Source organism: Rhodococcus sp. 05-339-2 (assembly GCF_002258965.1).
In the GTDB taxonomy this organism is placed as follows: domain Bacteria; phylum Actinomycetota; class Actinomycetes; order Mycobacteriales; family Mycobacteriaceae; genus Rhodococcoides.
The window spans coordinates 272,129-294,207 of the sequence record NZ_NOYW01000021.1; the positions used below are offsets into that span (position 1 = coordinate 272,129).

The window sequence follows — 22,079 nt, forward strand, 5'->3', positions numbered from 1 at the left end:
AGAAGGTGACCATGGTTCTGTTGCGCACCCTGCTCTCGGACGACGAACGCGACATGGTCGAGAAGATGCAGGCCAAGATGAGTCGCCGCAAGCGCCTCGATGATCTGTTGGAGGCCTACCACGAGGGTTCCGTGCGGATCTCGCAACTCGGTCTCGCGATTCCGCCGAACCTGTGGGTGCTCGAGACTCTGGTGAACTGGCCGCGAGTGCAGGTCTCGGAGATTTCCAATCGGATGCGTATCAGGTCGATCATGCGGCCGGACGAAGTCATCGCCGACGCGGCGCTGATGGAAGGTTTCCGTGCCAACAACCTGGCGTCCGAAGCACCTCTCAACCACACACAGACGATGGTCTATGGTCGCGGGTTCGTCTCGGTCGGCACGAACGAGGAGGACCCGGAGCATCCGCTGATCCTGATCGAGTCGCCGCGAGAGAGCAGCTGCTTGATCAACACTCGTCAACGGCGGATGGACGCCTACATGAGGACGTTCCGCGCCGACAACGGCGATGCACTGGGAACGTTGATCCTGCCGAACAAGACGCTGCAGATTTCTCTCGGTGTGCACGGGTGGCAGATCGACGAAGTCGGTGACGACACCGGCATAGACGAGCACGAGCTCGGCCGCGTGCCGGTGGTCATGTTCCTCAATCGCCGAAAGGCGGGTCAGTGGGACGGTGAGTCGGAGATGACCGACGTCATTCCGATCACGGACGCGGCCGCGCGCGCGTTGACCAACCTGCAGTTCGCTCTCGAAACGCATGCGACGCCGCAGAAGTGGGCGCTCGGTGTCGATCAGAAGGACTTCGTCAACGAGCGGGGCGAACCTATCCCCGCGTGGGAGTCGTACATGCACTCGGTGTGGTCGACGAAGAACGACAAGGCGAAATTCGGTAACTTCACCCCCTCGGATCTGCGCAACTTCCACGAAACCGTGTCGCTGTACGGGGAGATGGCATCGTCTGTCACTGGCCTGCCGTTGCGGTACTTCGGCAAGAACACCGCCAATCCCGCTGCGGAGGGTGCGATTCGGGCCGACGAGGCTCGAATGATCAACAACGCCGAGAACAAGATGGTCGACAACGGTGCGTCGTGGTCATGGGTGGCCTCGCTCTACGAGCGGTTCCGCACAGGAGAGTGGTTGCCGGGCAATCAGATCACCGTCGAGTGGTACAACGCGGCCACACCGACGACCGCTGAGCAGGCGGACGCGATCCAGAAGCTCAACGGCGGAACCCCGGTGTACTCCCGCGAAGGCTCGTGGGACGAGATGGGTTGGTCGGAGCCCCGAAAGAACCGCGAGCGTGAGTACTTCGAGAAGCAGGAGGCCGATCCAGTGTTCGATCGCCTCAACCGAGACCTGGGGAACATACCCAGGCGCACGTCAGTGATCCCTGCCGACGACGATGCTGCCGCAACCGTCAGCTGAGAACTACCTGCGACAGCAAGCCATTCAGCGTGAAGCACTCATCGCCGCGAAGCGGATCTGGGGCAGCCGACCGCCGAAGGACTTCGACGCGTGGTTCGCAGCCAACGTCGATCGGCTTGTGGCAGTGATCGTTCTCGGTCAACGCGCAGCAGTCGACGATGCAGAACAGTACGTGGCGGACACACTCGATGATCTCGGTGTGTCGACGTCTCCGACCGACGAGGTGGCACCTGACGGCCTGACGGGAATCGCCTCGGATGGCCGGCCACTCGACTCGCTGATGTACGGATCGATCATCACGGCGAAGGGCAAGATCGGCGATGTCGTCGATCGAGGTCTGCCGGTGACGGGCGATGTCGTCTCGGCGGCGTGGGAAGCCGGGCTGCGTTCTCTGCAGCTGCGCGTGCAGACGCAGATTGCCGACGCGAACCGGGTCGGTACCGGTCTGGCAATCACCTCGCGGCCGGGCATCGGGTATGTGCGAATGCTGAACCCGCCGTCGTGTTCTCGTTGCGCGGTGTTGGCCGGCAGGTTCTTTCGCTACAACGCCGGATTCGATCGACACCCCGGGTGCGACTGCCGACATATAGCCGCGCCGGAGGATCGAGCCGACGACCTGCGGACCGACCCGATGGACTACTTCGTATCCCTCGACCCTGCGATGCAGAACAAGATCTTCACCATCGCCGGCGCTCGAGCGATCCGCGAAGGTGCCGATATCGCGCAGGTGGTCAATGCCAGACGTGGTGCGAACGGACTTGACACGGCCGCCGGGCTGATGGGCAACGCCAGATATCACCACACCAAGCGCCGGGATGTGTATGGCCGCCAGCTCATCACCACCACCGAGGGCGTGACCAAACGCGGTGTTGCGGGCAAGGTTATCCGCGCTCGCGGCCGCGATCCGAAAACTACTCCGAGGCTGATGCCGGAGGACATTTACCAGCTCGGTGAGGACCGCGACGAGACGCTCAGGCTGTTGAGGTTGAACGGGTACCTGCTGGAGCGATCCGGTCCGAGGTCCGGTGCAGGCTCGAGAACCAGTCTGGTGCCTGATCTCGGATCCGCCGCGAAGCCGAAGCCGAAGCCACAACCGGCAACAGTCGACCTCGATGCGGTCACGGCCGCGGCGCAGGCCGAGGCTGCAGCTCGTGCGCGTCAGCGAGCTGCACCGCAGTTCGCGTTCTCGGTCAGCGCCGGAGTTTCTGCCGCCTCGGCGTTGGCCGCACGCAGGACCATTGCCCGGATCCCGTTCGAGGCTCGGCGGGAGTTGGATCGCCAGGGTATCCGACTCTTCCTCGCGCGCCGTGTTTCTCTGATCGACGACCAGCAGGTGCGTGATCGCTATGCCGGGAAGTTCACCGGCGATGGTCGTCCACTGGAGGAGACCTCGTTCTTCAACCCCAGCTTCGGCGATGTGATCATCGGGACCGACTCGCGGGGTGGCTCACTCGACGTCGTCGCTCACGAACTGGGCCATGCCCTCGACTATCGGGCGTTGCGTCGACTGCCACCGGAAGTGACGTGGCAGGAACAGGGGTCGGCGTCGCTGTCGGACGCCGCACGAGAGGCGGCGCAACGACCCGCGACGGCGGCGATCTACCGGATCCAGGACGACCCGTACATCAAGTGGGCGCACGAACGAGTCGCTGCGGGGAAGGGTCCGGAGTACTACCGCGCTGGCTCGCAGGGCAATCGGGGAAGTGGCCGCGCGGAATGGATTGCGGAGGGGTACGCCGCGGTGCTGAGCGGGAACCGGCCGTGGTTGGTCTACATCTCGGGCGGCGACGAGCAGGCCGCCGACATCCTGGCGTGGTCGTTCCGAAGATTTGGGGTGGTCGCATGATCCTGCCTGTCCTGATTCTGGGAGCCGGCCGATACCTCGACATCAGTGGGCGGGTTCTGAAAGCCGAACGCACCTACAGTGCCGCGGAGGTCGCCGCACACAGTGTGTGGGATCCAGGCTTCGATCCCGTGGCGGCTGGTGCCCCGGGCGAACCGGAGTCGTTGTCTCCGGAGCGTCGAAGCTACTGGGAGTCCATCGCAGCAAGCGGGGGACACGTTCTGAGTGAGTTACTCGCACCCACGTGAGACATGACTCTTGCCTAACCCGTTGATCCGCAAGGGATCAGCGTTCGAGCCGCCCGCAATGGGTTTGGCCGTATCCGAAGGAGCAGTACTTTCATGAAGCGAACCATTCTCACGGCCGACCAGTTCGCAGCATTGGCGCGCCGTACGTCCCTGCCGCAGTGGACTCAGCAGCCGCTGCAGCAGCACTTCGCCGAAGGTGATGGCGATGGCGACGGCGGTGGTGACGGGGGCGGGGACGGCGGCAACGACGGCGCAGGCGACGGTGCCGGTGATGGCACCGGCGACGGCACCGGGGACGGTGACGGGGACGGCGATGGGGACGAGGACAAGAAGCTCGGCCCCGCGGGAGAGAAAGCACTGGCCGCGATCAAGGCCAAGGAGAAATCCGAACGGACCCGTCGTATCGCAGCCGAGAAGGAACTCAGGGCGCTGAAGGCCGGAAAGAAGCCAGGAGCATCCGGCGGGGACGATGCCGCCGAGCAGGCTCAGCGCGAACGCGAGGAGCAGATCATCGCCCGCGCGAACGCCCGAGTCCTCAGCTCCGAAGTGCGGGCCGCTGCAGCAGGTGTGCTGGCGGATCCCGCCGATGCCCCACGATTTATCGACCTCGATCAGTTCGAGGTGGGTGAGAACGGCTCGGTCGACGCCACCGCGATCGCAGATGCGATCAAGGAACTCGTCGAAGACAAGCCGTACCTGGCCGCGCAAGGCGGCACCGGAAAGTCCCGAACTCCCAACCCCGACAAACGTCAAGGCGGCGGGGGCGGAAGGAAGTTGTCGGGCAAGGATCTCGGGAAAGCCGAAGCAGCAAAGCGATTCGGCAACCGCGACAAGAAGTAGCCGCAGTGTGAACGACCCCATCGAGCATCACCCATCTCACCCTTGAAGGAGGGACGTAGCGCCATGACCTCGATCGAAGTGCAGACCAACGCGTTTCAGAACGACAACAAGCAGTGGCTCCTGAGCCCGCACGGTACCGACCCGGGAACCACACCGTCGATCACTCTCGACGTGTCCGCGTTCACTCAGGCCACGCACTACCCGAACGGATTCATCCTCTCGGGAATCGTGCTCGGCAAGATCACCGCCAATCGCAAGTACGGCCCCTACGACGACACCGCAACGGATGGTCGTCAGACGGCGGCGGGAATCTTGTTCGCCGCACGGAAGGTGCCGAACCTGCTGGATCTGAGCAAGGACGTCGGATCCGCTCTGCTCGTCCACGGGTTCGTCGATCCCGCGAAGTTGCCGATCGCGAACGCAGCGACCGGCGGAGGTTTTCTCGACACCAACGGTCGCACCGACTTGCGACTGATCCACTTCGCGTCCTGATCCGGACCGACTGACCTTCTCTGTCTCGAAAGGACATTCAGCTCATGGCACAGTTTCTCGATGCGCCGGTTCCACCCGACGCACTCACCACGTTCGTTCGTGAGGTACCCAAGCCTCGCAACAACCGCCTGACCGAGTTGTTCGGCACTCCGAAGATTCTCGACAGCAACACCGTCGACTTCCTCGAGATCGTCAAGACCAACCGGACGGCGAAGTACCGCAGCTACGACGGGCGTATCCACGTGTCGAGCCGCGACACCGGTTCGGAGAAGCGCGTTCCGCTTGCGCCGCTGTCGAGCTCGTCTCCTGCGATCGGCGAGTACGAGCGCCTGCAGCAGGAGTTCGCGCGGACGCAGGGAACCAACAAGGCGGTCCTCGAGCGCGCGATCTACAACGACGGCGAGAATCTCACGAACGAGATCTACAACCGGATCGAGCTCGCGTGGGGCGACGTGCTCACCGATGGCATCTTGAACATCGACGAGAACGGCTTCATCAACGAGGCCGACTACGGGCTGCCCGCGAACCACAGCGTTGCTCCGGCAACACCGTGGACGAATCTGACTGCAGCGACACCGCTCACCGACCTCCAGTCGTGGTGCGACGTCTACAACGCAACGAACGGTTTCCTGCCGGGCTCGTTCCTGCCCTCGCTCAAGCAGATGCGGCTCCTGCAGCGCAACAAGGAGATCATCGACGCGGTGTTCGGCGCGACTCAGGGTCGCACTCACGTCACCACGGCCGACCTGATCAACCTGTTCAGCTCGGAAGGTCTGCCGACGCCGCTCGCGCCGTACGACAACGTCCTCGACGTCGACGGCGTCTCGACCCGCGTCATGGCCGAGGATCGTCTGACGATCCTGCCTCCGAATCTCGAGGACCTCGGGTTCACCGCGTTCGGCCTGACGGCAACCGCGTTGGAGATGGCCGACTCGGGCGAGATCGATCGCGTCGAGACCGACCCGCAGGGCATCGTCGCCAAGGTCGTCAAGGTCGACGGACCGCCGACCCGGCGATTCACCTGGGTCGATGCATGCGGGCAGCCGATCCTCTCGAACGCCCGTCGCCTCATGACAGTGGACGCGTTCTGATGGCGCGCCTGGCTGTGTTCGTGCACGTCGCGGACAAGAACGGTGACATCCACGCTTTCGGCCCGGACGACGACGTACCCGCATGGGCAGTCAAGTCGATCACGAATCCGGGCGTGTGGGCCGAAGCGCCCGAACCGGCGAAGGCACCGGCATCACCACGCAAGACCGCCGCCAAGCCGGCGGTGGCCAAGACGGTCACTCCGGAGACTCCCAAGACGGAGGCACCCGCGGGCGACGGCGGACAGGCTCCCAAGCCTGCGCCGGGTGAGGCGTTCGCCGCCGAGACCGGGAACACCGGCGGTGCTGACGACGCCGGCGCGGGTGACGATTCGGAGGAGTGAATCATGCCCAGCACGGAACCTCTGATCACCGTGCAGGACATGCGTGACGGCACGATGGAGCCGTTCCCCGAGGCGGACACCGAGGAACAACAGCAACTGCTGTTCCTCATCAGATTCGCCTCGGGGAAGGCCCGCCGCGGGGTTATCCGGGCGTCCGGCCTCGATCTCGACGACGGTCTCGCGAACGGCACCGTCGACCGCGATCTCATGATCGGCACCATGGTCGTGGCCGTGCACCGCGCGCTGCTGCTGTGGCGGCGCGGGTTCGGAGTAAGGAACAAGCAGTACCTCGAGGAATCGACCGAGTACTCCGACGGGGATGCCGGATCGTCGTCTCTGGTGTACTTCACCACCGACGAGATCGACGATCTCACCCCGAATCAGCCGTCCGGATCGTCGCGGGAGGCGTTCACGATCACGCCCGGGCCACGCTGATGGCCCGCTACCCACAGCGTTGGTCGATCGTGCGACCGAATCCACCGGAGGTCGACGAGAGCACCGGCAACCTCGTTCCCGTTGCCCCGACGTACCAACCGTGGACGGGACTGCTGCAACAGCGGTTTCTGGACACCAAGCAGACCGAACTGGCCGGGGACCGAACGCTCAGCGAGCTTGTCCTGCAACTCGATCCGTATCTACCAGGCGGTCTCAGTGACCGCGACCAACTCCGATTCGACGGTGACCGCAGAGTCCACGGTTCGAACGAAGGTGTCGGTGGGTTGATTTCGGTCGGGGACATCGTCCACGTCCGCGGCCGACCGAAGGAACGCAGGCCCACCGAAGGCGGCCGGGTGGAGTACATCGTGGCGATCGTCGTGCACGCCTCGGACATGACGTCGAACTACAGGTCTTCGCCGTAACCGAAAGGCAGTGATCCGCAATGGATCAGACCGAATCGCAGCAGCCGAAACCGCAACCGCCCTACCCGACCACGTCGCATTTCGTGGTGACGCAGTTGGCCAAGGATCTCGACGGTCTGGCGTTCGGTGCGGCCGATTGGCATTTCAACTTCAGGACCGACCCGAACTATTACGCGTCACTCGCGCAGGCAGTGCTCAACGCACAGGCCGGGTGGTTCCTCGACATGCGGACCCGCGAATGGGTTCTGCGTGAACAGCTTTCCGATGAACAGAAGGCAATGACCTGACCTGTCCCGGTCCGGTCGCCCCCACTTACGAAGGAGATTGACCACCATGGCCGATACCGAAAACACCGAGCCGTCCGCTCAGCCGATCATCGAGTGGACCGACGACGAGGGGCGCAAGCACCACGCCGCCGAGGGCACGTTCGCTCACAAGGCGCACCTGGCCGAGGAAAAGCTGAAGGAGAGCAAGACTGCTGCGGCCGCCGAGCCCGACGCCGACGCAGACCAGGGCGGGGACGCCGACGTCGCCAAGACCGACGCACCCGTTCCCGCGGCTCCCGCCGAGCTGACCTCGACACCGGGTGGTCGGCCTGCCGGTCCGCCGAAGGCCGCCGCGCCCAAGTCGTCCTGATGTCTGCTCGCCTGACCATCTTTCCGGGGCAGGTACGCGAGCAGGTCACTGCGACAACGATCGAGGGTCGCATCGCAATCGCGACGGAGATCGTCGACGAGGCGCGCGCAGCTGCCCCGGTCGACACCGGCTACTTCCAGTCGGAGTTCCTGGTGGAGTACGAGGGTAGGCGGGTGTTCGCGGTGAACGCGGCCGACGACGCCAGCTACATCGAGTACGGCACTCTCGATACTCCGCCGGCGGCGGTGATGACCGATGCGGCTCGCGCGCACGGTAAGTACTCCGGCTGGACTCCGCGATGACGCCGAAGGTGCGAATCCCGTTCGCTCCCGGTGCCGTTCGTGAAGCGCTGCAGGCGGACGGCGATCTCACCGAACATGTTCCTCTGAGCTTGATCACCACTCGTGACATTCCCGAGGACATCGTCCGGCCGTTCATCGTGATCCGCGGCGCTGGCAATCGGGGTGATGACCCGATGCTGCGAAAGCCGTTCGTACAGATCGACGTGTTCGCTCCGCCGCCGGCCATTCTTCGGGCCGAGCCGTACCCGATCAACGCTGATCCCGAGGAAGTTGCATGGGATCTCGCTGGTCTGTGTGGGGAGATCATTGGTCACACGACCGCCCGGCAGTTCCGGAATTGCTCGTGGAACGGCCGATGGGTGGACGGTCCCGGTATCGGCCCCCAGATCGACAAGTCCCGCGGTGAGAACATGCCGCTCTACCGCCAGACGGTGCGCGTCGAATTGACCGTCACCGTCCGAGAACACCCCACTTTCTGGTGGGCGTGAACTCCGGTCCGGGGTGTACTGGCATGCGCCCCGGGCCGGACCCAAACATCGAGCTCACGGACGTGGGCCGAAACGCTGAAAGGAATCACCCGTGAGCAACCACGCCGATCCGAACCTTGCAGTCGTCTACCTCGACTGCGACTTCTACCGGGCACCCGCCGGTACCCTGCTCCCCGCGAATCCGTTCGCCGACAACCCAGTCACCGGCACAGCGCCCGGCGTGGCATGGGATCCGTTCGGTGGTCTCCAGATGGGCTTCGATATGACGCCCTCGCAGGACATCAAGAAGCACCGAGTGATGAACTTCCGCAAGTCCGCCTACGGTGTGACGTCCTCGCCCCGCGACGACACGCTGAAGTTCAAGGCGACGGACCGCTCGAAGGCCACGTTCCTGACGATGCTCGAGGGTGGCGAGGTCATCGAGCTCAGCACCGGCAACTACGAGTACAAGAAGGGCAACGGCGAGGAATTCGCCGTGCTCGCAGTTTGCCGTGACATCACCGCCAACGCGTGGTTCTACTGCGAACGTACCCGCCTCGGCACCCCGCCCCCGCGCTCGTTCAAGGGCGAGGACCTCGACGGTTGGGAGTTCGAGCTGATCGCGCTGAACGAGGTCCGTGAGGGCGGCGACGCCAACCCGCTCGCTCCCTGATTCCACATCCCACCCGGCTAGGTAAGGTAAGGAACTCGAATTCACATGCCAGAGAACAAGAGCAAGAACAAGGACCCCCGCCCCGTCGACACCGACGAGGCGGGGGCTCCGCCTCAGCCCGAAGAGGACACCACCCACGACACGGAAGAACGTCGGGAACCGTTCGACCTCGAATCGGTCCTCGCGGTCGGCGGTCCGCCGGTCAAGTTGCCGATCGAGTGGAACGACTACCGCCCGGTGCCGATCGTGTTCGACGGTGTCGAGTACATGATCGGGCGACGGTACTCGGCCAAGACCGTGCGCAAGTTCTTCAAGCTGATGCGTACGACGGGCGAGGATGTCGCGGACCAGATCCTCGGCGTCGTTCTCACGGAGGGCGACCCGAAGCAGCTGTGGAAGGACCTCGGTGTGCTGTCGATGCCGGAGTCGGACAAGCTGTTCGCCACGATCTACAAGATCGCCGGCCTGATGAGTCTGTCGGGGAAATTCTTGGCGTCCTAGCCACCCTCGACGATGAGGAAGGTTGGGACGCAGCACTCGCCGCGGTGCGGGCGCACTGCCACCTCGATCTCCGCGAGGCCATGGAATCGATGCTCTGCGCGGACCTCGCCGCGCTGGTCGAATACGCACTCGCACGGGACGATCAGCAGGGTCGCACGGACGAGAACATCGCAATGCTCCTCGACCGCGACAACTTCGAGCTCGATTCGCTGTACTCGCAGTGGACCACGGACCCGAACGATCCCGAGGTCAAAGCGGCCGCGGCCGATCGGAAGCGCCGCGGAATCAAGCCGTCACCGCATCCGCTGATTGCTCCGATCGCTCTCCGTCGTCAGGAGCTGCAAGAGATCTACATCAAGCAGTACACCGAAGCGGTGCAACGGTATTCGGCTCCGCAGTCCGATCGAAAGCTCACCTTGGCCGAAGTTCTGAGAATGCGAAAGAGGTGATCTCGTGCCCGGTGGTCGGATAGACGTCGAAGTTGCAGTCAACGCACGCAACGCACCGGGCGATCTGCAGCGTGAACTCGCGCCTGCGATGACTCAGGCGAAGGCGTTCGGTAGCGCGATGGGGTTGGCCATCGGTGGCGCGGCCGTCGCGGCCGGTGTCAAAGAAGTCATCGACATCGGCAACGACTACACGACCACGATGAACACCCTGCAGGCGGTGACGCGGGCGACCGAGTCCCAGATGTCTGCCGCGGGCGATCGCGCGAAGGCACTCGGCAACGACATCTCCCTGCCGGGAACGTCGGCGTCGGATGCTGCAGCGGCGATGACCGAGCTCGCCAAGGGTGGGTTCTCGGTTCAGCAGTCCATGGATGCCGCGAAGGGCACGCTGCAGTTGGCGGCGGCCGCGCAGATCGATGCCGCGTCGGCCGCGACGATTCAGTCGCAGGCGCTGCAATCGTTCGGTCTCAACGCCGACTACGCGGCCACGGTATCGGACGTACTGGCGAACTCGGCGAACGCCTCGTCGGCCGAGATCACAGACGTCGCAATGGGTCTGGCACAGTCGGGAGCGGTGGCCAACCAGTTCGGCATGTCGATCGAGGACACCGCGGCCACCCTCGGCGTCCTGGCGAACGCGGGTATCCAGGGCTCCGACGCAGGCACCTTGCTGAAGTCGACCCTGTTGGCACTGACCGATCAGTCGAACCCGGCGCAGGGCGCGATCGAGGATCTCGGTCTCACCGTCTACAACGCGCAGGGACAGTTCGTCGGTATGTCGGAGTTGTTCCGTCAGCTCGACGAGGCTGCTGCGTCGATGTCGCCGGAGCTGTATCAGGCGGCGACCGCAACGCTGTTCGGTTCGGACGCGATGCGTCTGGCCGGTGTCGCTGCCGAGCAGGGGCAGGCCGGGTACGACAGCATGCGTACCGCGGTCGAGCGGCAGGGTGCGGCGGCGGAGGTCGCGGCTGCGAAGACGAAGGGTCTACCGGGTGCGATGGCGTCCGCGGGCAATGCCGCCGAGACTCTCGCACTGGGTGTGTACGACCTGGTGGACGGTCCGCTCGAGGGTCTGATCACCAAGGGTGCCGAGTTCGTCACGAACACCACCCCTGGCCTGATCAGCGGTCTGGAATCCGCAGGCCAGGCGATGGCCCCAGTGGCGGGGTTCGTCGGCGATCTGGTGAGTGCGTTCACCGAACTGCCCGGGCCGGTTCAGGCTGTGGCCGTCGGTCTGGGTGCGCTGAAGATCTCCGGTCTCGACGACTCGATCGGTGAGCGGATCGGCGGCTGGCGCGACTCGATCTCGGACTTTCGCCGTGAGATGGGCGACCTGCAGATGGAGCAGGCGCTGTCCGGGATCTCGGATACCGACACCGCGAACCCGATCTCTGCCCTGACCGGTGATGCAGAGGATCTCGCGGGCGCACTCGAGGAGAACGCGGAGCCGCTCTCCGAACTGGCGGCCGGCCTCGCCACGTTGGAACGCCGCTCGCCCGCGATCCGGAACATGGCCGAGGGTTACCGCGGTGTCACTGCTCGCACCCGCGAGTTCGCGAACCAGCAGCGCGCGGCCGCCGGCCAGTCCGGCGCGCTGACGTCGGCGCTACGCAACGGTGCGGCTCGTGCGGCTCAGTTCGGTGGCGTGATCGGCGGCTCCGCTGTCGCTGGCCTGCGCGGCATGACGTCCGCAGCCAAGGGTGCGATCGGTGTCCTCGGTGGTCCGTGGATGGTCGGGATCATGGCCGCGACGTTCGCCGTCGGGAAGATCTCGTCCGAGTACGCGGCTCTCGATGCGCAGCAGGAGTCGATCGACAAGTCGTCGGCCGATGTGGCTGCCGCGCAACGCGATGTGGCGAAGGCCTTCCAGGAGTCGCAGGGCGCGGTGTCGGACAACGTTCTGGGTGCCGTTGGCATGCAGATCGATTCGGTTCGCGAGAAGGCCAACACGCTGGCGGAGAACGGGCCGGGCGCGTTCGGGATCTTCGCTGCTGCCGGTAGTGACATCAAGGGCTGGTTCTCCGGTGTCGCCGAGGCCGGCACCGACGCAATGCGTGCGCAGGAGGACCTGGCCGAGCAGGGAGCGAAGACCGAGTCCGGATTCCGGAACCTCGGTAAGACCAACCAGGAAGTCGCTGCGGCACTCTCGGGTTCCGACGCAGAGTACAACGCGATCGCCAACAGCCTCCGCGGTATCGACGACGGTGGATCGGAAGCGCTGGCCGTATTGCAGCCTCTCCGTGAGGAATTCGTCAAAGCTCGCGAGACTGCTCAGAACACCACACCGGGCTTCTTCGATCTCCGCGATGCGGTGAAGGTGTTGTCAGACGAGTCATCGTCGGCAACGGACCGCATCAACGCGATGAAGACCGCGCTGGATGTGTTGTCGGGCAAACCGATCCCCCTCTCGGATGCGCTGCAGACGTACAACGATCAGGTTCGGGCTACAGCCGAGGCCACGAAGGACGTCTGGGATGCAGCGCAGGGGTGGGGCGCTGAACTGATCGGGCAGGGCGGTGCCGTCAACACGGCGTCGTCCAATGGTTCGCGTCTGCGGGATTCGTTGCTGGCGATCAAAGACGCGACGATCACCGCTGCCGAAGCCGGTGCCGATATGGGGCCGATCTGGGCGTCGAACGATGCTCAGCTGCAACAGTTGTCGATCTCGACCGGCGTCGCGGTCCAGGACCTGCAGCGCATGATCGAGGCCGAGGGCCTGATCCCGAAGAACATCGAACTGCTCGCAAGCCTGCGAGGCGCGGACACCGTCGAGCAGCAGATCGCCATTCTCAGCGGTCTGCTCGGCGCGGTGGGGCAACCGGTCGACATTCCAATCGATGCGCTCACCGACGACGCGAAGCGCAAGATTCTCGACGTCGGTGGAACCATCGAGTCCGACATCAACGGCAGGCCCGGCATCGTTCGGATCACCGCGCCGAACCAGCAGGCCCTCGATGCGATCCGTGCGATCAACGAGCAGGCGGACAACGCCACGCGGCCGCGCACTGCGGTGGTGACGTTCACTGTCGAGGAACGGCGTGCGCAGCGGCAGTTCGGTATGTCCGATGCTGCGTACGCCGACCTGGTGTCGCAACTGCCCGGTCGTGCGACCGGTGGCGCGTTGGTCGGTCCGGGGACGTCGACGTCGGATTCGATGCTCATGTACACGCCCGGGTTCGGTGCGTGGCGTGGCTCGACGGGCGAGCATGTCCTCGACGCCGGTGACGTGCAGGCGATGGGCGGGCAGGAGAACGTCTACCGGTTCCGGCAGATGCTCGACACCAATGCTCTGCCGATGGAGGACCTGCTCAATGGGAACCTCGCTCTGCCGGGATTCGCTGAGGGTGGGGCACTGGATCGGGTGTTCGATCTCGGTCGGCGCGGCAACGGTAACCCGTACGGCTGGGGTGCCGCGTCGGTGTCGGCGGCGGACTGCTCGGGCTGGGTTGCGATCCTGCAGAAGGCCGCGATGGGGCAGGGCGAGTCGGGCCGTTTGGGCACGACGTATTCGTTGCTGGCCGGCGAATGGCCGGGTTTGGTGCCGGGTACGACGGGCCCGTTCGTCGTGGGCACCAACGAGGAGCACATGGCGGCCACGATCGACGGCGTCAACTTCGAGTCCGGTGGCGCGAACGGAAACATGCAGATGGGTGGCGGTGCTGCGGGCGCGTTCGATGCGCAGTTCACCAACCAGTACTACCTACCGTGGGAACTATTCGCTCCTCCGTACGATCCGGCGACGTCCGGTGCGCCGGGTACCGCGGGGATCGGCGGTCTGGATTCTGCGAGCGCGTACAGCACGTCCGGTGGTTCGCGATCGAAGAAGGCGACGTGGGCGGAGAAGGACGAGCTGGCCCTCGATTCGGCTCGCATCGCGATCAGGCAGGCCGAGGAGGATCTCGCGGCGGCGCTGGGCAATCCGAAGAAGTCCGACGCCGACAAGGACCAGGCTCGGTCGAAGGTCGAGCGGGCGAAGCAGAAGGTCAAGGATCTCGAGGCGAAGAAGGACGCGGCGGCTCGCGGGTTGAATGAGCCTCCGGCTCCGCAGGCTCCGGACCTGACGACCAATCTGTCCGACGAGGAGTTGTCGGCGCAGGACGCTCAGGCTGCGGTCGTCGAGGCCAACGCTCGCCGCAACGAGGTCTACGCCGATCCGGAGTCGACTCCGGAGGAGAAGGCCGCTGCCGACCGTGCGCTGCAGCGTGCACGGAACTCGGCTGCCAATCAATCCGTCAGTGGTGCTTCGGGATCGGGCACGGGTGCGTTGACGACGGCCGATCAGTGGTCGTCGGCGCTCGGCGGGATCGTCGGCGATTTCGTGACCGAGAACATCGCGGATGTCCTCGGCTACTACGAGGCCGACAACATGGGCCCGCTCGCGAAGGCCGGTGTGGCCTTGGTGTCGGGTCTGGCGGAGATGCAGAAGCAGCATCTGGAGGACAACGCCAGGTTGCTCGACACTGCCAAGCCTGCGACCGAAGGCGAACTCGCCAATCAGTTGCCGGCCACTCCGGGCACTCCGGACTGGATCGAACTGTTGGCGAAGGGGATGGTGACGCCGACGCCGAAGTTGTTCGACACCGGTGGTCTGTGGAAGCACGGTGAGCTCGGTCTGAATCTGTCGGGTCAGACCGAGGAAGTGTTGACCGGTTCGATGCGCACGTCGGTGGCGCAGGAGTTGGCGTTGGCACGTGCGGAGCGGATGGCACCGCAGCGGTCCGCTCCGGAACGTCGGGAGGCTCGACCGATCACGGTGAACAACAACGGATTCGACCGTCACGAGGTGGAACGCGGTATCCGTCAGGCGCGCCACGAAGACGAGTGGCGCTCGAACAGTGTTCGGTTAGGGGAGTCGTGACGTTCTTTCCGGAGGGCACCGCCAATGTGGTGATCGCAGGGCCCGGCGCAGCAGCCGATCTTCCGGAACGGGCCTGGTATCTGTCCGAACACCACCTCGTCGGACGTCAGTCCGGCGGGGTGGTGCTCGCCGGTGGCTGGGCCGATTACGTCGAACCGGAAGCCAAGCACCAATGGTTCGAGACCGCCCGCGGCGACGGAGCGATCTGGCTGGGTGCGGTGATCGAGCCGCGGCGTTTCAAGATCCCGGTGCACGTCCACAAGATCCACGGCTCGCACATCCACAAGGTCGAGGATGGTTTCTGGTCCGACATCTGGTACGAGTTCCAGTCCCGGCTCTACGTCAATTCCCCTCGTGGAGTGAAATATTGCGACTTCCGTCTCGACGCCATGCCGTCGGTCGAGCACGAGGTCGACCCGGTATTCGAGGGCTTCCAGCCGTATCTGATCCCGGTCGTGGTCGAGAAGTCGTGGTGGTTGGGCCTGCCGGAGGAGTTCGCGTGGGCGAACGGTCAACCGGTGACAAAGAAGTCGCTCTACAATTCCGGTGACCGCAAGGCAATGCCGGTGATCACCATCAAGGGACCGGGTGTCTTTCAGCTCCCGGACGGTGTGAGCGACAAGGTGGTGACCACACCGAACCTGAAGCCCGGCGAGGTGGTGGTCATTCACACCGACATGTCGGTGCGCCCGAAGTCCAACATGCGCAACAACTTCTACGGCGACATGGGCGGTCAGCGCTTCCTCAAGGACAACGCGATACCGGGTCGTCGGCGGATGGACATGTCGCGTCTCAAGTGCATCGGTGGCAATGCCGCGTCGTCGGCGGTGTTCACGATCGAACCGAAATCACGGAGGCCGTTTTGACCGCACCGGTGATGGACCCCGTCAACGTTCCTCTCGATTCGTGGTCGGCCGCGGCATGGCGTGAGTTGCTCGACGAGCCGCCGCGTCGCGGGTCGGCGGCCGAGTTCAGTGTGGAGGTCTTCACCCCGCAGTTGGTGCCGTTGGGGATGGTCACCGACTACGGCGAGGCACGATTCAAGAAGCAGCGCCGCGGCGTGGGTCCGGCGAAGCTGCTGTTGCCGGGGTCGACCGAGTTCGCTGATCTGCTGATGAAGGCGGACACCACCGTCATCCCCGTGCGGATCACCTACAACGACGAGCACTACGACGGATTCGTCGACACCGCAGTCCGCAAGGGCATCAAGGGAAACAAGACGATCACCGTCACCCTGGTGGACTCGAAGATCTTCCTCTCGTGCATCTTCGCCTACCCGATGCCGATCCCCGGGTTCGAGGAGGTCCAGTTCCCGCCGGAGGACCTGTTCGTCGGACCCCTCAAGGGCGGCATTCACTGGTACTCGGAACGCAACTTCTTCCGACTTCGCTTCCGCACCGGACAATGCCCGGTCACCATGCTGCCGTACGACTTCTTCTCCGACCGCTCGGAGTGGACGACGATGCAGGCCCGCATGGTCTCGCTCGAGGAACTGTTCGATCCGGTCCTCAAGGACTCGGACGTCATGATCGAGATGGGCTTCTTCATCAAGGGTCGCGACAAGCAGCCCTCCGATCGGGTGACACTGCTGTCCTCGCAGGTGTGGATGCGGGTGGTCGATCGACCGAAGTCCGGCGGCATCAACACCGGTGTCGCACCGCTCGACGGTCTGGCGAACACCATCGCCCAGATGATCGCCGACGGTGTCGACTCGTTGATCGGCGGCTTCCTCCCGGGCTTGGCCGAGCAGATCTCGAAGCACCTCAAGCAGACCGAAATCCCGTCGTGCATCTGGACGGAGGACTCGCCGGGCATCATCGACGCCACGTTGGAAGTGACTCACCCCCAGGCATATTCGGTCATCGTGGGCGGAAAATCACCCACCTGGCTGAACAAGTTGCTCCAGCTCGCAATCGAGCAGGGGATCATCGCGTTGGCCACCGCGGCTCTGACAGCGTTGTCGATTCCGATCGGCGGGCTGGGCGGGATCATCGGCGCGGTCGCCGGTGCCCTGTCGACGATCCTCGACGACGTGTTTCTCGCGTTCATGAAAGCCACGAACTACAAGGCCAAGCGCGAGCTCGGCCCGCTGGCTCGTCCGGAGAAGTTCGTCAACGGCGGCTCGGCCGGATACACGTTCTCCTCCAAGCAACGCGCCGATCAGGGAATCTTCGACATCGCCGGAAAGCGGCGCGGCAAGGTCTCGATCATCGATTGGGCCCCGCACGCAGCGTTCCGTGACTTCGATATCGGGCATCTCGTCGGGTGGGAGGACGAGGGCGAGATGTTCACCGACCGGGTGGAGTCGATCGAGGTCGTCGACACCCGCGAGGACCGCGTTCTGGTCGACTCGGTGATCGGTGACGACGAGCCGGAGAAGTCTCCGCAGCAGCGCAACCAGGAACGGTTCAAACGCCTGTTCTCGATGTTCAACGCCATGACCCTCGCAACGAACTAGGAGCACGCACTATGCCGGACATTGTTCTGCCCCATAATGTCTCGATCATTCCGCAGGAGACCGGCTACTGGTGCGGCCCCGCGTCCACGCAGGTAGCACTCGATGTGCGGGGGATCGGGTCGACGGAAACGGATCTCGCTCGTCAATTGGGGACTACCCGTAACGGCACGAACCACATCGGGCTGATCACCGACCTGCTGAACCGGAACGTCGACGCCGACTACGTCACTCGGCAGATCCCCGGCAACGATGCGACACCTGTACAGCGCGAGTTGCTGTGGTCGGACATACGGTCGTCGATCCTCGGTGGTTACGCGGTGGTCGTTAACGTCGTTGTGCCGCCGTCGAACTACCCGCGCGGTACTCGCGGCGAGAAGCCCGCGTACGGCGGGGGGACGGTCTACCACTACTTCACGGTTGTCGGTTTCAATGCCGATACCCGCGAGGTGTTCGTCGCCGACTCGGGCTTCCGGCCGTACCAGTATTGGATGTCGGTCGATCAGTTGGCGTCGTGCATCGCGGGTAAGGGGTACACGGCCACACCGAACGTCGCACCTGTTGCCCCCGAGGATGATGCGGCGTGGGCTCGGATCGAAGAGCAGTTTATGGGCCCACGCCGATGAGCGCCTATCTGCCCGAGGGCAGCACCCTCGACGACGGCGGTAAGTACGACGCCGGACACGGGATGCACTACACGCCCTATTACCGCGACGAGGCTTGCACGCAACTCGATGGCATCTGGTTCTGGCATCCATGTGCGAACGAGCTGGCTACGCCTCGCGGCCCGCATCCCGGCCCCAATGGGCGGACAAACGAGAACTGGGACTACACCAACAGGCATACACCGGATCGGTTGACGATCCGCGCGTCCATCCTGTGCGACTGCGGATTCCACGGCTTCCTCACTAACGGACGATGGGAGCCCTGCTGATGGATGCTCAGACGCTCCGGGCGGCGATGCAGGAGACCTACGTTTCCGACGCCACCATCGCCGCGTACCTGCCGCATTTCGAGGAAGCGATGCGCGCCGCGCAGATCGACACCGTCCTCCGGGCTGCGGCGTGGTGTAGCCAGATCGGCCACGAGTCATCGGGCTTGCGCTACATGGCAGAGATCGAGGAGACGAACCCGACGTGGACGTGGGATCGCACCAGGTACCGCGGCCGCGGACCGATTCAGCTCACGTGGCAGGGGAACTACCGGCGATTCGGCGAATGGTGCAAGGCCGCCGGATACGTCACCGACTCCGAGCTGTTCGTCAACCGCCCCGAGCTCGTCGAGGAACCGCGATGGGGATTCCTCGCAGCGTCGTGGTACTGGCTCAACGGTGGGCCGCGCCGCGGTGAGATCAACGCTTTCGCGGATGCGGGCGACATTCTCTCAGTCTCACGATGCGTGAACGGCTGGGTCCAAACACCGAACGGGATGCCGGACAGGCAGTCCCGCTACACGCGCGCACTGAAACTCGGTGATGCGCTCCTACCCCAGGAGGATGACATGGCAGGTGCAGCGGAGAACATCGAAGAGCAGTTGCTGGGACGCAAGGAAGTCGACGGACAACGGCGCGGCTGGGAGCAACTAGGCGACCACACCCAGAAGAAGCGAAGCCTCGTCGATGGCGTCGGCCGTGTGATTCAGATCGGCAACTTCGAGGTCGAACAGCTCAAGCGCGTCGAGCTGAAACTCGATGCGGTTCTGTCCGCACTGAAAGTCGAGAATCCTGCACCGTACGAGTACGAAAAGGGAAAGTGATGGCCGACAGAAATGTGGTCGATCTGATCACCGAACGTGTCGTCGAGCAGGTATCGGCCACGTTCGCGGGTGCGGTGGCACAGCTCGAAGCGGCCGGCGCAGATGCCCGTGCGCGTCTCGACGAAACATTCGAGCGAATCGAGGCCGAGGGCCGCGCGAAGCTCGACTCGCTGTTCGATCTCGGTGGACTGCCGATGGGCGGTCCGGTGATCACCGAGGATGGGGACTTCGACCCGGTGGGATGGATCAAGTCTCAGGCGCGCTCGCGTGCGCTGCGCACCCTGGTCCAGGGTCTGCTCGCCGTGGTGCTCGTCGCGGCGGGCAATGCGGTCGTGCAGGTCATCGCCCAGGGAAGTTTTGACATCTTCTCCTGGGACGACTGGAAGGTTGTCGGTGCACTGGCGGGTTCGGCCGCGCTCGCGTCCGGGATTGCCTACGTACAGAACAAGTTCGGGATCAAACCACCGAAGGTCTCGTGACCACTCGGTTGGTCTCCGATCTGCTGTTCTTCGCGCGATCGGTGACCGTGGTCCTGGGAGCTCTGGCAATCGGGTACGGCACGTTGACGTTCACTTTCGGTGCTGCGCTGTGGAGCGGGCCCTCGCACGTCTACGGGACCGCGCTCACTGTCCCGTACGCACCGCAATCCTGGGGCGTCGTGGCTATCGTGGCCGGCGTCCTCGTGGTGACCGGGCAGCTTGCGAGCCGTCACCGGGTTGTGGTGGCGGGCGCGGCAGTGATGATCCTGTGGTTCCTGTTCTTCGCGATCTCGTTCCTGTTCGACGTCGTGAACTCGGGCAATCCGTTCGGTGCGCCAGGTGTCCTCGTCTACACGTTGCTGTGCGTGCTGATGGTGCTCCGCGTGACCGTCCGGATCCCGGCGGTGTCGCGATGAGCGGGCGCGTGGGTGCGGTATCGAAACGCGTGATGGCGTTCGTTCTCGGTGGACGCCGGGTTGTATCCGGGTCTTGGCCGTTGTATCGCATCCTCGCTATGGCACTCACCATTTCCGGTGTGGTCCAACTGGTCACGGGAAAGGTGCCGGGGTCGGTCACGGCCACGCAGTCTCCCGAGTGGACGGACGTCGCATACATGTGGATGCAGCTGATCGGGGGCGGCGCGATCACGGCCTCGCTCACCGTCGGCCGCTCGAACTACTCCATCTCGCTGTACCTCGAACGGCTCGGCGCGGTGCTGGTGTTCGTGTCGAGTCTGGTCTATGTCCTGTCCGTCGTCGATTACAACTCGGGCCCGCCGACGTCGTCGGGGGTGTGGTTGGTGATCGGCTTCGGCATCTATTGCGGGTTCAGGGTCGTCGAGATCACCCAAACGTTGCGCGAAGTGTCTGCGCAGATGAAGAGGCGGCGATGACCCTTGCAACCCTGATCCAGCTCGTCATCACGGGTGGACTCGCCGCGGCGATCACCTCGGTGGTGTCCTGGCTGAAGGATCGTCGTCGCAATGCGGCGGACACGAACCAGATCGTGCAGGGCATCTACGCGGGATCGGTGAAGTTCGCCGACGACCAACTCGCTACGGTGCGGGCCGAGCTCGCGCTGTGTAACCGCAAGTGCGACGCGTTCTCGGACCTCGTTCTGCAGCTGATCGATCAGACGATGGATCAGCCGGCGGCGTTGGCGCGGCACCGCGAGATCCAGCGCTGGCAGACCACGAGCTGACGTCAGCCACTCCTGCTTTCAATCCGGTGCCGACGTGTCGGTGCCGTCTCCTGTGCACCAGAAAGGTCCCCGATGGCTGGCTTCAACTTTGAGTTGCCGATGACCCTGAAGCTGCGACTCCACGATCAGTGGGACATCCGCACGACGGGCCGCGGTCTCGCCGAGATCGAGGGCGGCGAAATGGACGTCGACGTCCTCGCCTACAAGGGCGACCCCGGCGACGCCGGCCGTGACGGCACCCCGGTGCAGATCCACCGCGCACAGATCCCGGCCGACATCCCAGCGATCGGCACCCTGTCGCCGGAGTGGATCGGTCACGGCTGGCGTGTCGACGGGTCCCGCGACGTGAAGATGGTCGTCGAGGAATACCCGGGCGGACCGGTCAAGTTCGACACACTCACCAACTACCTCGGCGACAAGGGCGACACCGGCGCAGTCCCGACGTTGACGGTGCGGTCGGTGACCTCGACGACCGAGGGCAACGGATCGGTCGAATTCGAGGAGATCTCACCGGGCGCGTACGCAGCTGACTTCGTGCTGCGTAAGGGCGACACCGGCGCGCCGTCGACAGTCCCCGGCCCTGCTGCTGCGGTCGAGGCCGCGACGGACTACGAGGACGACGACACCGCGGCGGTCACCGGTGATGTGCTGGCGAAGCGGGCGGACGGTAAGTGGGGTCCCCGCAAGATCTTCCAATCGCCCGGCGTCTACAAGAAGGCAGGCTCGGCTGAGGACTGGCTGGCTGTGAACTCGGGCAACGGGTGGGCGGGGGAGTACCTCTCGATCGTCACGATGCCGATGCCGGCGCAGCCGTTCGCATGGGAGCCGGAGGTCGACGGCATGGTCGAGTTCTTCACCACCGCGAACGTGCGCATCGACTTGGAGTGCCGCCTCGGTGCGGTGTCTGGGCCGTTGCTCGCGCGTGGTCCGGCGATCGCGATCACTGCATTCCAGAATCAGTGGATACCGCGTGTGCTCTCCCGCGCGGCGGAGGAGACGATCTCGGTGCCGACGTCGTCGTCGACGATCGTGCCGAAGAACACCGCGGTGAACATCTTCCTGATCGCGCGCAAGATCGAGACGACGGCTCAGACACGTCTCGAGACGCGTAAGGAACGCGCCTACTTGCGGGTCCGCCCGATTCCGGTTCCGGTGTAGGCCT

27 protein-coding genes are annotated in these 22,079 nt (G+C 64.5%); all 27 read left to right on the plus strand.

Features of this window, described 5'->3' with window-relative positions; genetic code table 11:
* Positions 1-11: 11 nt before the first annotated feature.
* The 27 genes from CH273_RS25705 to CH273_RS25835 all read left to right on the plus strand — a co-directional run bounded on the left by CH273_RS25705 (position 12) and on the right by CH273_RS25835 (position 22,075).
* A complete protein-coding gene (locus CH273_RS25705; protein WP_082322408.1) occupies positions 12-1,427 on the plus strand; it encodes a phage portal protein in 1,416 nt (471 codons plus the stop codon).
* Entirely contained in the window at positions 1,405-3,273 is a 1,869-nt protein-coding gene (locus CH273_RS27875) for a hypothetical protein (protein ID WP_052049339.1), read from the plus strand. The genes CH273_RS25705 and CH273_RS27875 overlap by 23 nt, the downstream gene beginning before the upstream one ends.
* Entirely contained in the window at positions 3,270-3,518 is a 249-nt protein-coding gene (locus CH273_RS25715; RefSeq protein ID WP_032394508.1) for a hypothetical protein, read from the plus strand. Before CH273_RS27875 ends, CH273_RS25715 begins: the two co-directional genes overlap by 4 nt.
* A 93-nt stretch (positions 3,519-3,611) precedes the next feature.
* Positions 3,612-4,358 (plus strand): hypothetical protein, encoded by a 747-nt coding sequence (locus CH273_RS27880; RefSeq protein WP_052049338.1) that lies wholly within the window; start codon positions 3,612-3,614, stop codon positions 4,356-4,358.
* A gap of 63 nt (positions 4,359-4,421) precedes the next feature.
* Complete coding sequence (locus CH273_RS25725; protein WP_032394507.1) at positions 4,422-4,850, plus strand: head decoration protein; 429 nt, start codon at positions 4,422-4,424, stop codon at positions 4,848-4,850.
* A 44-nt stretch (positions 4,851-4,894) separates the two neighbouring features.
* Positions 4,895-5,941 carry a major capsid protein gene (locus tag CH273_RS25730; protein ID WP_032394506.1) on the plus strand — a complete coding sequence of 349 codons (1,047 nt, stop codon included), beginning with the start codon at positions 4,895-4,897 and terminating at the stop codon, positions 5,939-5,941.
* Positions 5,941-6,282 carry a hypothetical protein gene (locus tag CH273_RS25735; RefSeq protein ID WP_032394505.1) on the plus strand — a complete coding sequence of 114 codons (342 nt, stop codon included), beginning with the start codon at positions 5,941-5,943 and terminating at the stop codon, positions 6,280-6,282. Before CH273_RS25730 ends, CH273_RS25735 begins: the two co-directional genes overlap by 1 nt.
* Positions 6,283-6,285: 3 nt before the next feature.
* Positions 6,286-6,717: a hypothetical protein gene (locus tag CH273_RS25740; protein WP_032394504.1), complete on the plus strand. Its 432-nt coding sequence runs from the start codon at positions 6,286-6,288 to the stop codon at positions 6,715-6,717.
* Positions 6,717-7,142: a hypothetical protein gene (locus CH273_RS25745; protein ID WP_032394503.1), complete on the plus strand. Its 426-nt coding sequence runs from the start codon at positions 6,717-6,719 to the stop codon at positions 7,140-7,142. Before CH273_RS25740 ends, CH273_RS25745 begins: the two co-directional genes overlap by 1 nt.
* 20 nt (positions 7,143-7,162) lie before the next feature.
* The gene (locus CH273_RS25750) at positions 7,163-7,429 is read left to right on the plus strand and encodes a hypothetical protein (RefSeq protein WP_032394502.1); all 267 of its coding nucleotides are present in this window, start codon (positions 7,163-7,165) and stop codon (positions 7,427-7,429) included.
* A 46-nt stretch (positions 7,430-7,475) separates the two neighbouring features.
* Positions 7,476-7,778, plus strand: a complete 303-nt coding sequence (locus CH273_RS25755) for a hypothetical protein (protein ID WP_032394501.1) — start codon at positions 7,476-7,478, stop codon at positions 7,776-7,778.
* Positions 7,778-8,080, plus strand: a complete 303-nt coding sequence (locus CH273_RS25760) for an HK97 gp10 family phage protein (protein WP_032394500.1) — start codon at positions 7,778-7,780, stop codon at positions 8,078-8,080. The genes CH273_RS25755 and CH273_RS25760 overlap by 1 nt, the downstream gene beginning before the upstream one ends.
* Positions 8,077-8,568, plus strand: coding sequence for a hypothetical protein (locus CH273_RS25765; protein WP_032394499.1), 492 nt, complete (start codon positions 8,077-8,079; stop codon positions 8,566-8,568). Before CH273_RS25760 ends, CH273_RS25765 begins: the two co-directional genes overlap by 4 nt.
* 91 nt (positions 8,569-8,659) lie before the next feature.
* Positions 8,660-9,220: a hypothetical protein gene (locus tag CH273_RS25770; protein WP_032394498.1), complete on the plus strand. Its 561-nt coding sequence runs from the start codon at positions 8,660-8,662 to the stop codon at positions 9,218-9,220.
* A gap of 45 nt (positions 9,221-9,265) precedes the next feature.
* Positions 9,266-9,721, plus strand: coding sequence for a hypothetical protein (locus CH273_RS25775; RefSeq protein WP_032394497.1), 456 nt, complete (start codon positions 9,266-9,268; stop codon positions 9,719-9,721).
* 80 nt (positions 9,722-9,801) lie between these two features.
* Complete coding sequence (locus tag CH273_RS25780) at positions 9,802-10,170, plus strand: hypothetical protein (protein ID WP_052049337.1); 369 nt, start codon at positions 9,802-9,804, stop codon at positions 10,168-10,170.
* A 4-nt stretch (positions 10,171-10,174) separates the two neighbouring features.
* Complete coding sequence (locus CH273_RS28540) at positions 10,175-15,028, plus strand: phage tail tape measure protein (protein WP_052049336.1); 4,854 nt, start codon at positions 10,175-10,177, stop codon at positions 15,026-15,028.
* On the plus strand, positions 15,025-15,894 hold the full coding sequence (locus CH273_RS25790) for a hypothetical protein (protein WP_032394496.1): 870 nt from the start codon (positions 15,025-15,027) through the stop codon (positions 15,892-15,894). The genes CH273_RS28540 and CH273_RS25790 overlap by 4 nt, the downstream gene beginning before the upstream one ends.
* Positions 15,891-17,486, plus strand: coding sequence for a Gp37-like protein (locus CH273_RS25795; RefSeq protein ID WP_032394495.1), 1,596 nt, complete (start codon positions 15,891-15,893; stop codon positions 17,484-17,486). The genes CH273_RS25790 and CH273_RS25795 overlap by 4 nt, the downstream gene beginning before the upstream one ends.
* Positions 17,487-17,497: 11 nt before the next feature.
* On the plus strand, positions 17,498-18,109 hold the full coding sequence (locus CH273_RS25800; protein ID WP_052049335.1) for a C39 family peptidase: 612 nt from the start codon (positions 17,498-17,500) through the stop codon (positions 18,107-18,109).
* Complete coding sequence (locus CH273_RS25805; RefSeq protein ID WP_032394494.1) at positions 18,106-18,417, plus strand: hypothetical protein; 312 nt, start codon at positions 18,106-18,108, stop codon at positions 18,415-18,417. The genes CH273_RS25800 and CH273_RS25805 overlap by 4 nt, the downstream gene beginning before the upstream one ends.
* A complete protein-coding gene (locus CH273_RS25810; protein ID WP_052049334.1) occupies positions 18,402-19,238 on the plus strand; it encodes a glycoside hydrolase family 19 protein in 837 nt (278 codons plus the stop codon). The genes CH273_RS25805 and CH273_RS25810 overlap by 16 nt, the downstream gene beginning before the upstream one ends.
* Positions 19,238-19,717, plus strand: a complete 480-nt coding sequence (locus CH273_RS25815) for a hypothetical protein (protein WP_032394493.1) — start codon at positions 19,238-19,240, stop codon at positions 19,715-19,717. The genes CH273_RS25810 and CH273_RS25815 overlap by 1 nt, the downstream gene beginning before the upstream one ends.
* Positions 19,714-20,133 carry a hypothetical protein gene (locus tag CH273_RS25820; protein ID WP_052049333.1) on the plus strand — a complete coding sequence of 140 codons (420 nt, stop codon included), beginning with the start codon at positions 19,714-19,716 and terminating at the stop codon, positions 20,131-20,133. The genes CH273_RS25815 and CH273_RS25820 overlap by 4 nt, the downstream gene beginning before the upstream one ends.
* A gap of 98 nt (positions 20,134-20,231) precedes the next feature.
* Positions 20,232-20,609, plus strand: coding sequence for a hypothetical protein (locus tag CH273_RS25825; RefSeq protein WP_179275553.1), 378 nt, complete (start codon positions 20,232-20,234; stop codon positions 20,607-20,609).
* Positions 20,606-20,917, plus strand: coding sequence for a hypothetical protein (locus CH273_RS25830; RefSeq protein ID WP_032394492.1), 312 nt, complete (start codon positions 20,606-20,608; stop codon positions 20,915-20,917). Before CH273_RS25825 ends, CH273_RS25830 begins: the two co-directional genes overlap by 4 nt.
* Positions 20,918-21,016: 99 nt before the next feature.
* Positions 21,017-22,075, plus strand: coding sequence for a hypothetical protein (locus CH273_RS25835; RefSeq protein ID WP_094638089.1), 1,059 nt, complete (start codon positions 21,017-21,019; stop codon positions 22,073-22,075).
* Positions 22,076-22,079 lie beyond the last annotated feature (4 nt).

What these genes read in the sequence shown, in the direction of transcription:
- CH273_RS25705 (WP_082322408.1), top strand. Translation starts at nt 12, where the DNA reads ATGGTTCTGTTGCGCACCCTGCTCTCGGACGACGAACGCGACATGGTC.
- CH273_RS27875 (WP_052049339.1), top strand. Translation starts at nt 1,405, where the DNA reads ATGCTGCCGCAACCGTCAGCTGAGAACTACCTGCGACAGCAAGCCATT.
- CH273_RS25715 (WP_032394508.1), top strand. Translation starts at nt 3,270, where the DNA reads ATGATCCTGCCTGTCCTGATTCTGGGAGCCGGCCGATACCTCGACATC.
- CH273_RS27880 (WP_052049338.1), top strand. Translation starts at nt 3,612, where the DNA reads ATGAAGCGAACCATTCTCACGGCCGACCAGTTCGCAGCATTGGCGCGC.
- CH273_RS25725 (WP_032394507.1), top strand. Translation starts at nt 4,422, where the DNA reads ATGACCTCGATCGAAGTGCAGACCAACGCGTTTCAGAACGACAACAAG.
- CH273_RS25730 (WP_032394506.1), top strand. Translation starts at nt 4,895, where the DNA reads ATGGCACAGTTTCTCGATGCGCCGGTTCCACCCGACGCACTCACCACG.
- CH273_RS25735 (WP_032394505.1), top strand. Translation starts at nt 5,941, where the DNA reads ATGGCGCGCCTGGCTGTGTTCGTGCACGTCGCGGACAAGAACGGTGAC.
- CH273_RS25740 (WP_032394504.1), top strand. Translation starts at nt 6,286, where the DNA reads ATGCCCAGCACGGAACCTCTGATCACCGTGCAGGACATGCGTGACGGC.
- CH273_RS25745 (WP_032394503.1), top strand. Translation starts at nt 6,717, where the DNA reads ATGGCCCGCTACCCACAGCGTTGGTCGATCGTGCGACCGAATCCACCG.
- CH273_RS25750 (WP_032394502.1), top strand. Translation starts at nt 7,163, where the DNA reads ATGGATCAGACCGAATCGCAGCAGCCGAAACCGCAACCGCCCTACCCG.
- CH273_RS25755 (WP_032394501.1), top strand. Translation starts at nt 7,476, where the DNA reads ATGGCCGATACCGAAAACACCGAGCCGTCCGCTCAGCCGATCATCGAG.
- CH273_RS25760 (WP_032394500.1), top strand. Translation starts at nt 7,778, where the DNA reads ATGTCTGCTCGCCTGACCATCTTTCCGGGGCAGGTACGCGAGCAGGTC.
- CH273_RS25765 (WP_032394499.1), top strand. Translation starts at nt 8,077, where the DNA reads ATGACGCCGAAGGTGCGAATCCCGTTCGCTCCCGGTGCCGTTCGTGAA.
- CH273_RS25775 (WP_032394497.1), top strand. Translation starts at nt 9,266, where the DNA reads ATGCCAGAGAACAAGAGCAAGAACAAGGACCCCCGCCCCGTCGACACC.
- CH273_RS25780 (WP_052049337.1), top strand. Translation starts at nt 9,802, where the DNA reads ATGGAATCGATGCTCTGCGCGGACCTCGCCGCGCTGGTCGAATACGCA.
- CH273_RS25800 (WP_052049335.1), top strand. Translation starts at nt 17,498, where the DNA reads ATGCCGGACATTGTTCTGCCCCATAATGTCTCGATCATTCCGCAGGAG.
- CH273_RS25805 (WP_032394494.1), top strand. Translation starts at nt 18,106, where the DNA reads ATGAGCGCCTATCTGCCCGAGGGCAGCACCCTCGACGACGGCGGTAAG.
- CH273_RS25810 (WP_052049334.1), top strand. Translation starts at nt 18,402, where the DNA reads ATGGGAGCCCTGCTGATGGATGCTCAGACGCTCCGGGCGGCGATGCAG.
- CH273_RS25815 (WP_032394493.1), top strand. Translation starts at nt 19,238, where the DNA reads ATGGCCGACAGAAATGTGGTCGATCTGATCACCGAACGTGTCGTCGAG.
- CH273_RS25825 (WP_179275553.1), top strand. Translation starts at nt 20,232, where the DNA reads ATGGCACTCACCATTTCCGGTGTGGTCCAACTGGTCACGGGAAAGGTG.
- CH273_RS25830 (WP_032394492.1), top strand. Translation starts at nt 20,606, where the DNA reads ATGACCCTTGCAACCCTGATCCAGCTCGTCATCACGGGTGGACTCGCC.
- CH273_RS25835 (WP_094638089.1), top strand. Translation starts at nt 21,017, where the DNA reads ATGACCCTGAAGCTGCGACTCCACGATCAGTGGGACATCCGCACGACG.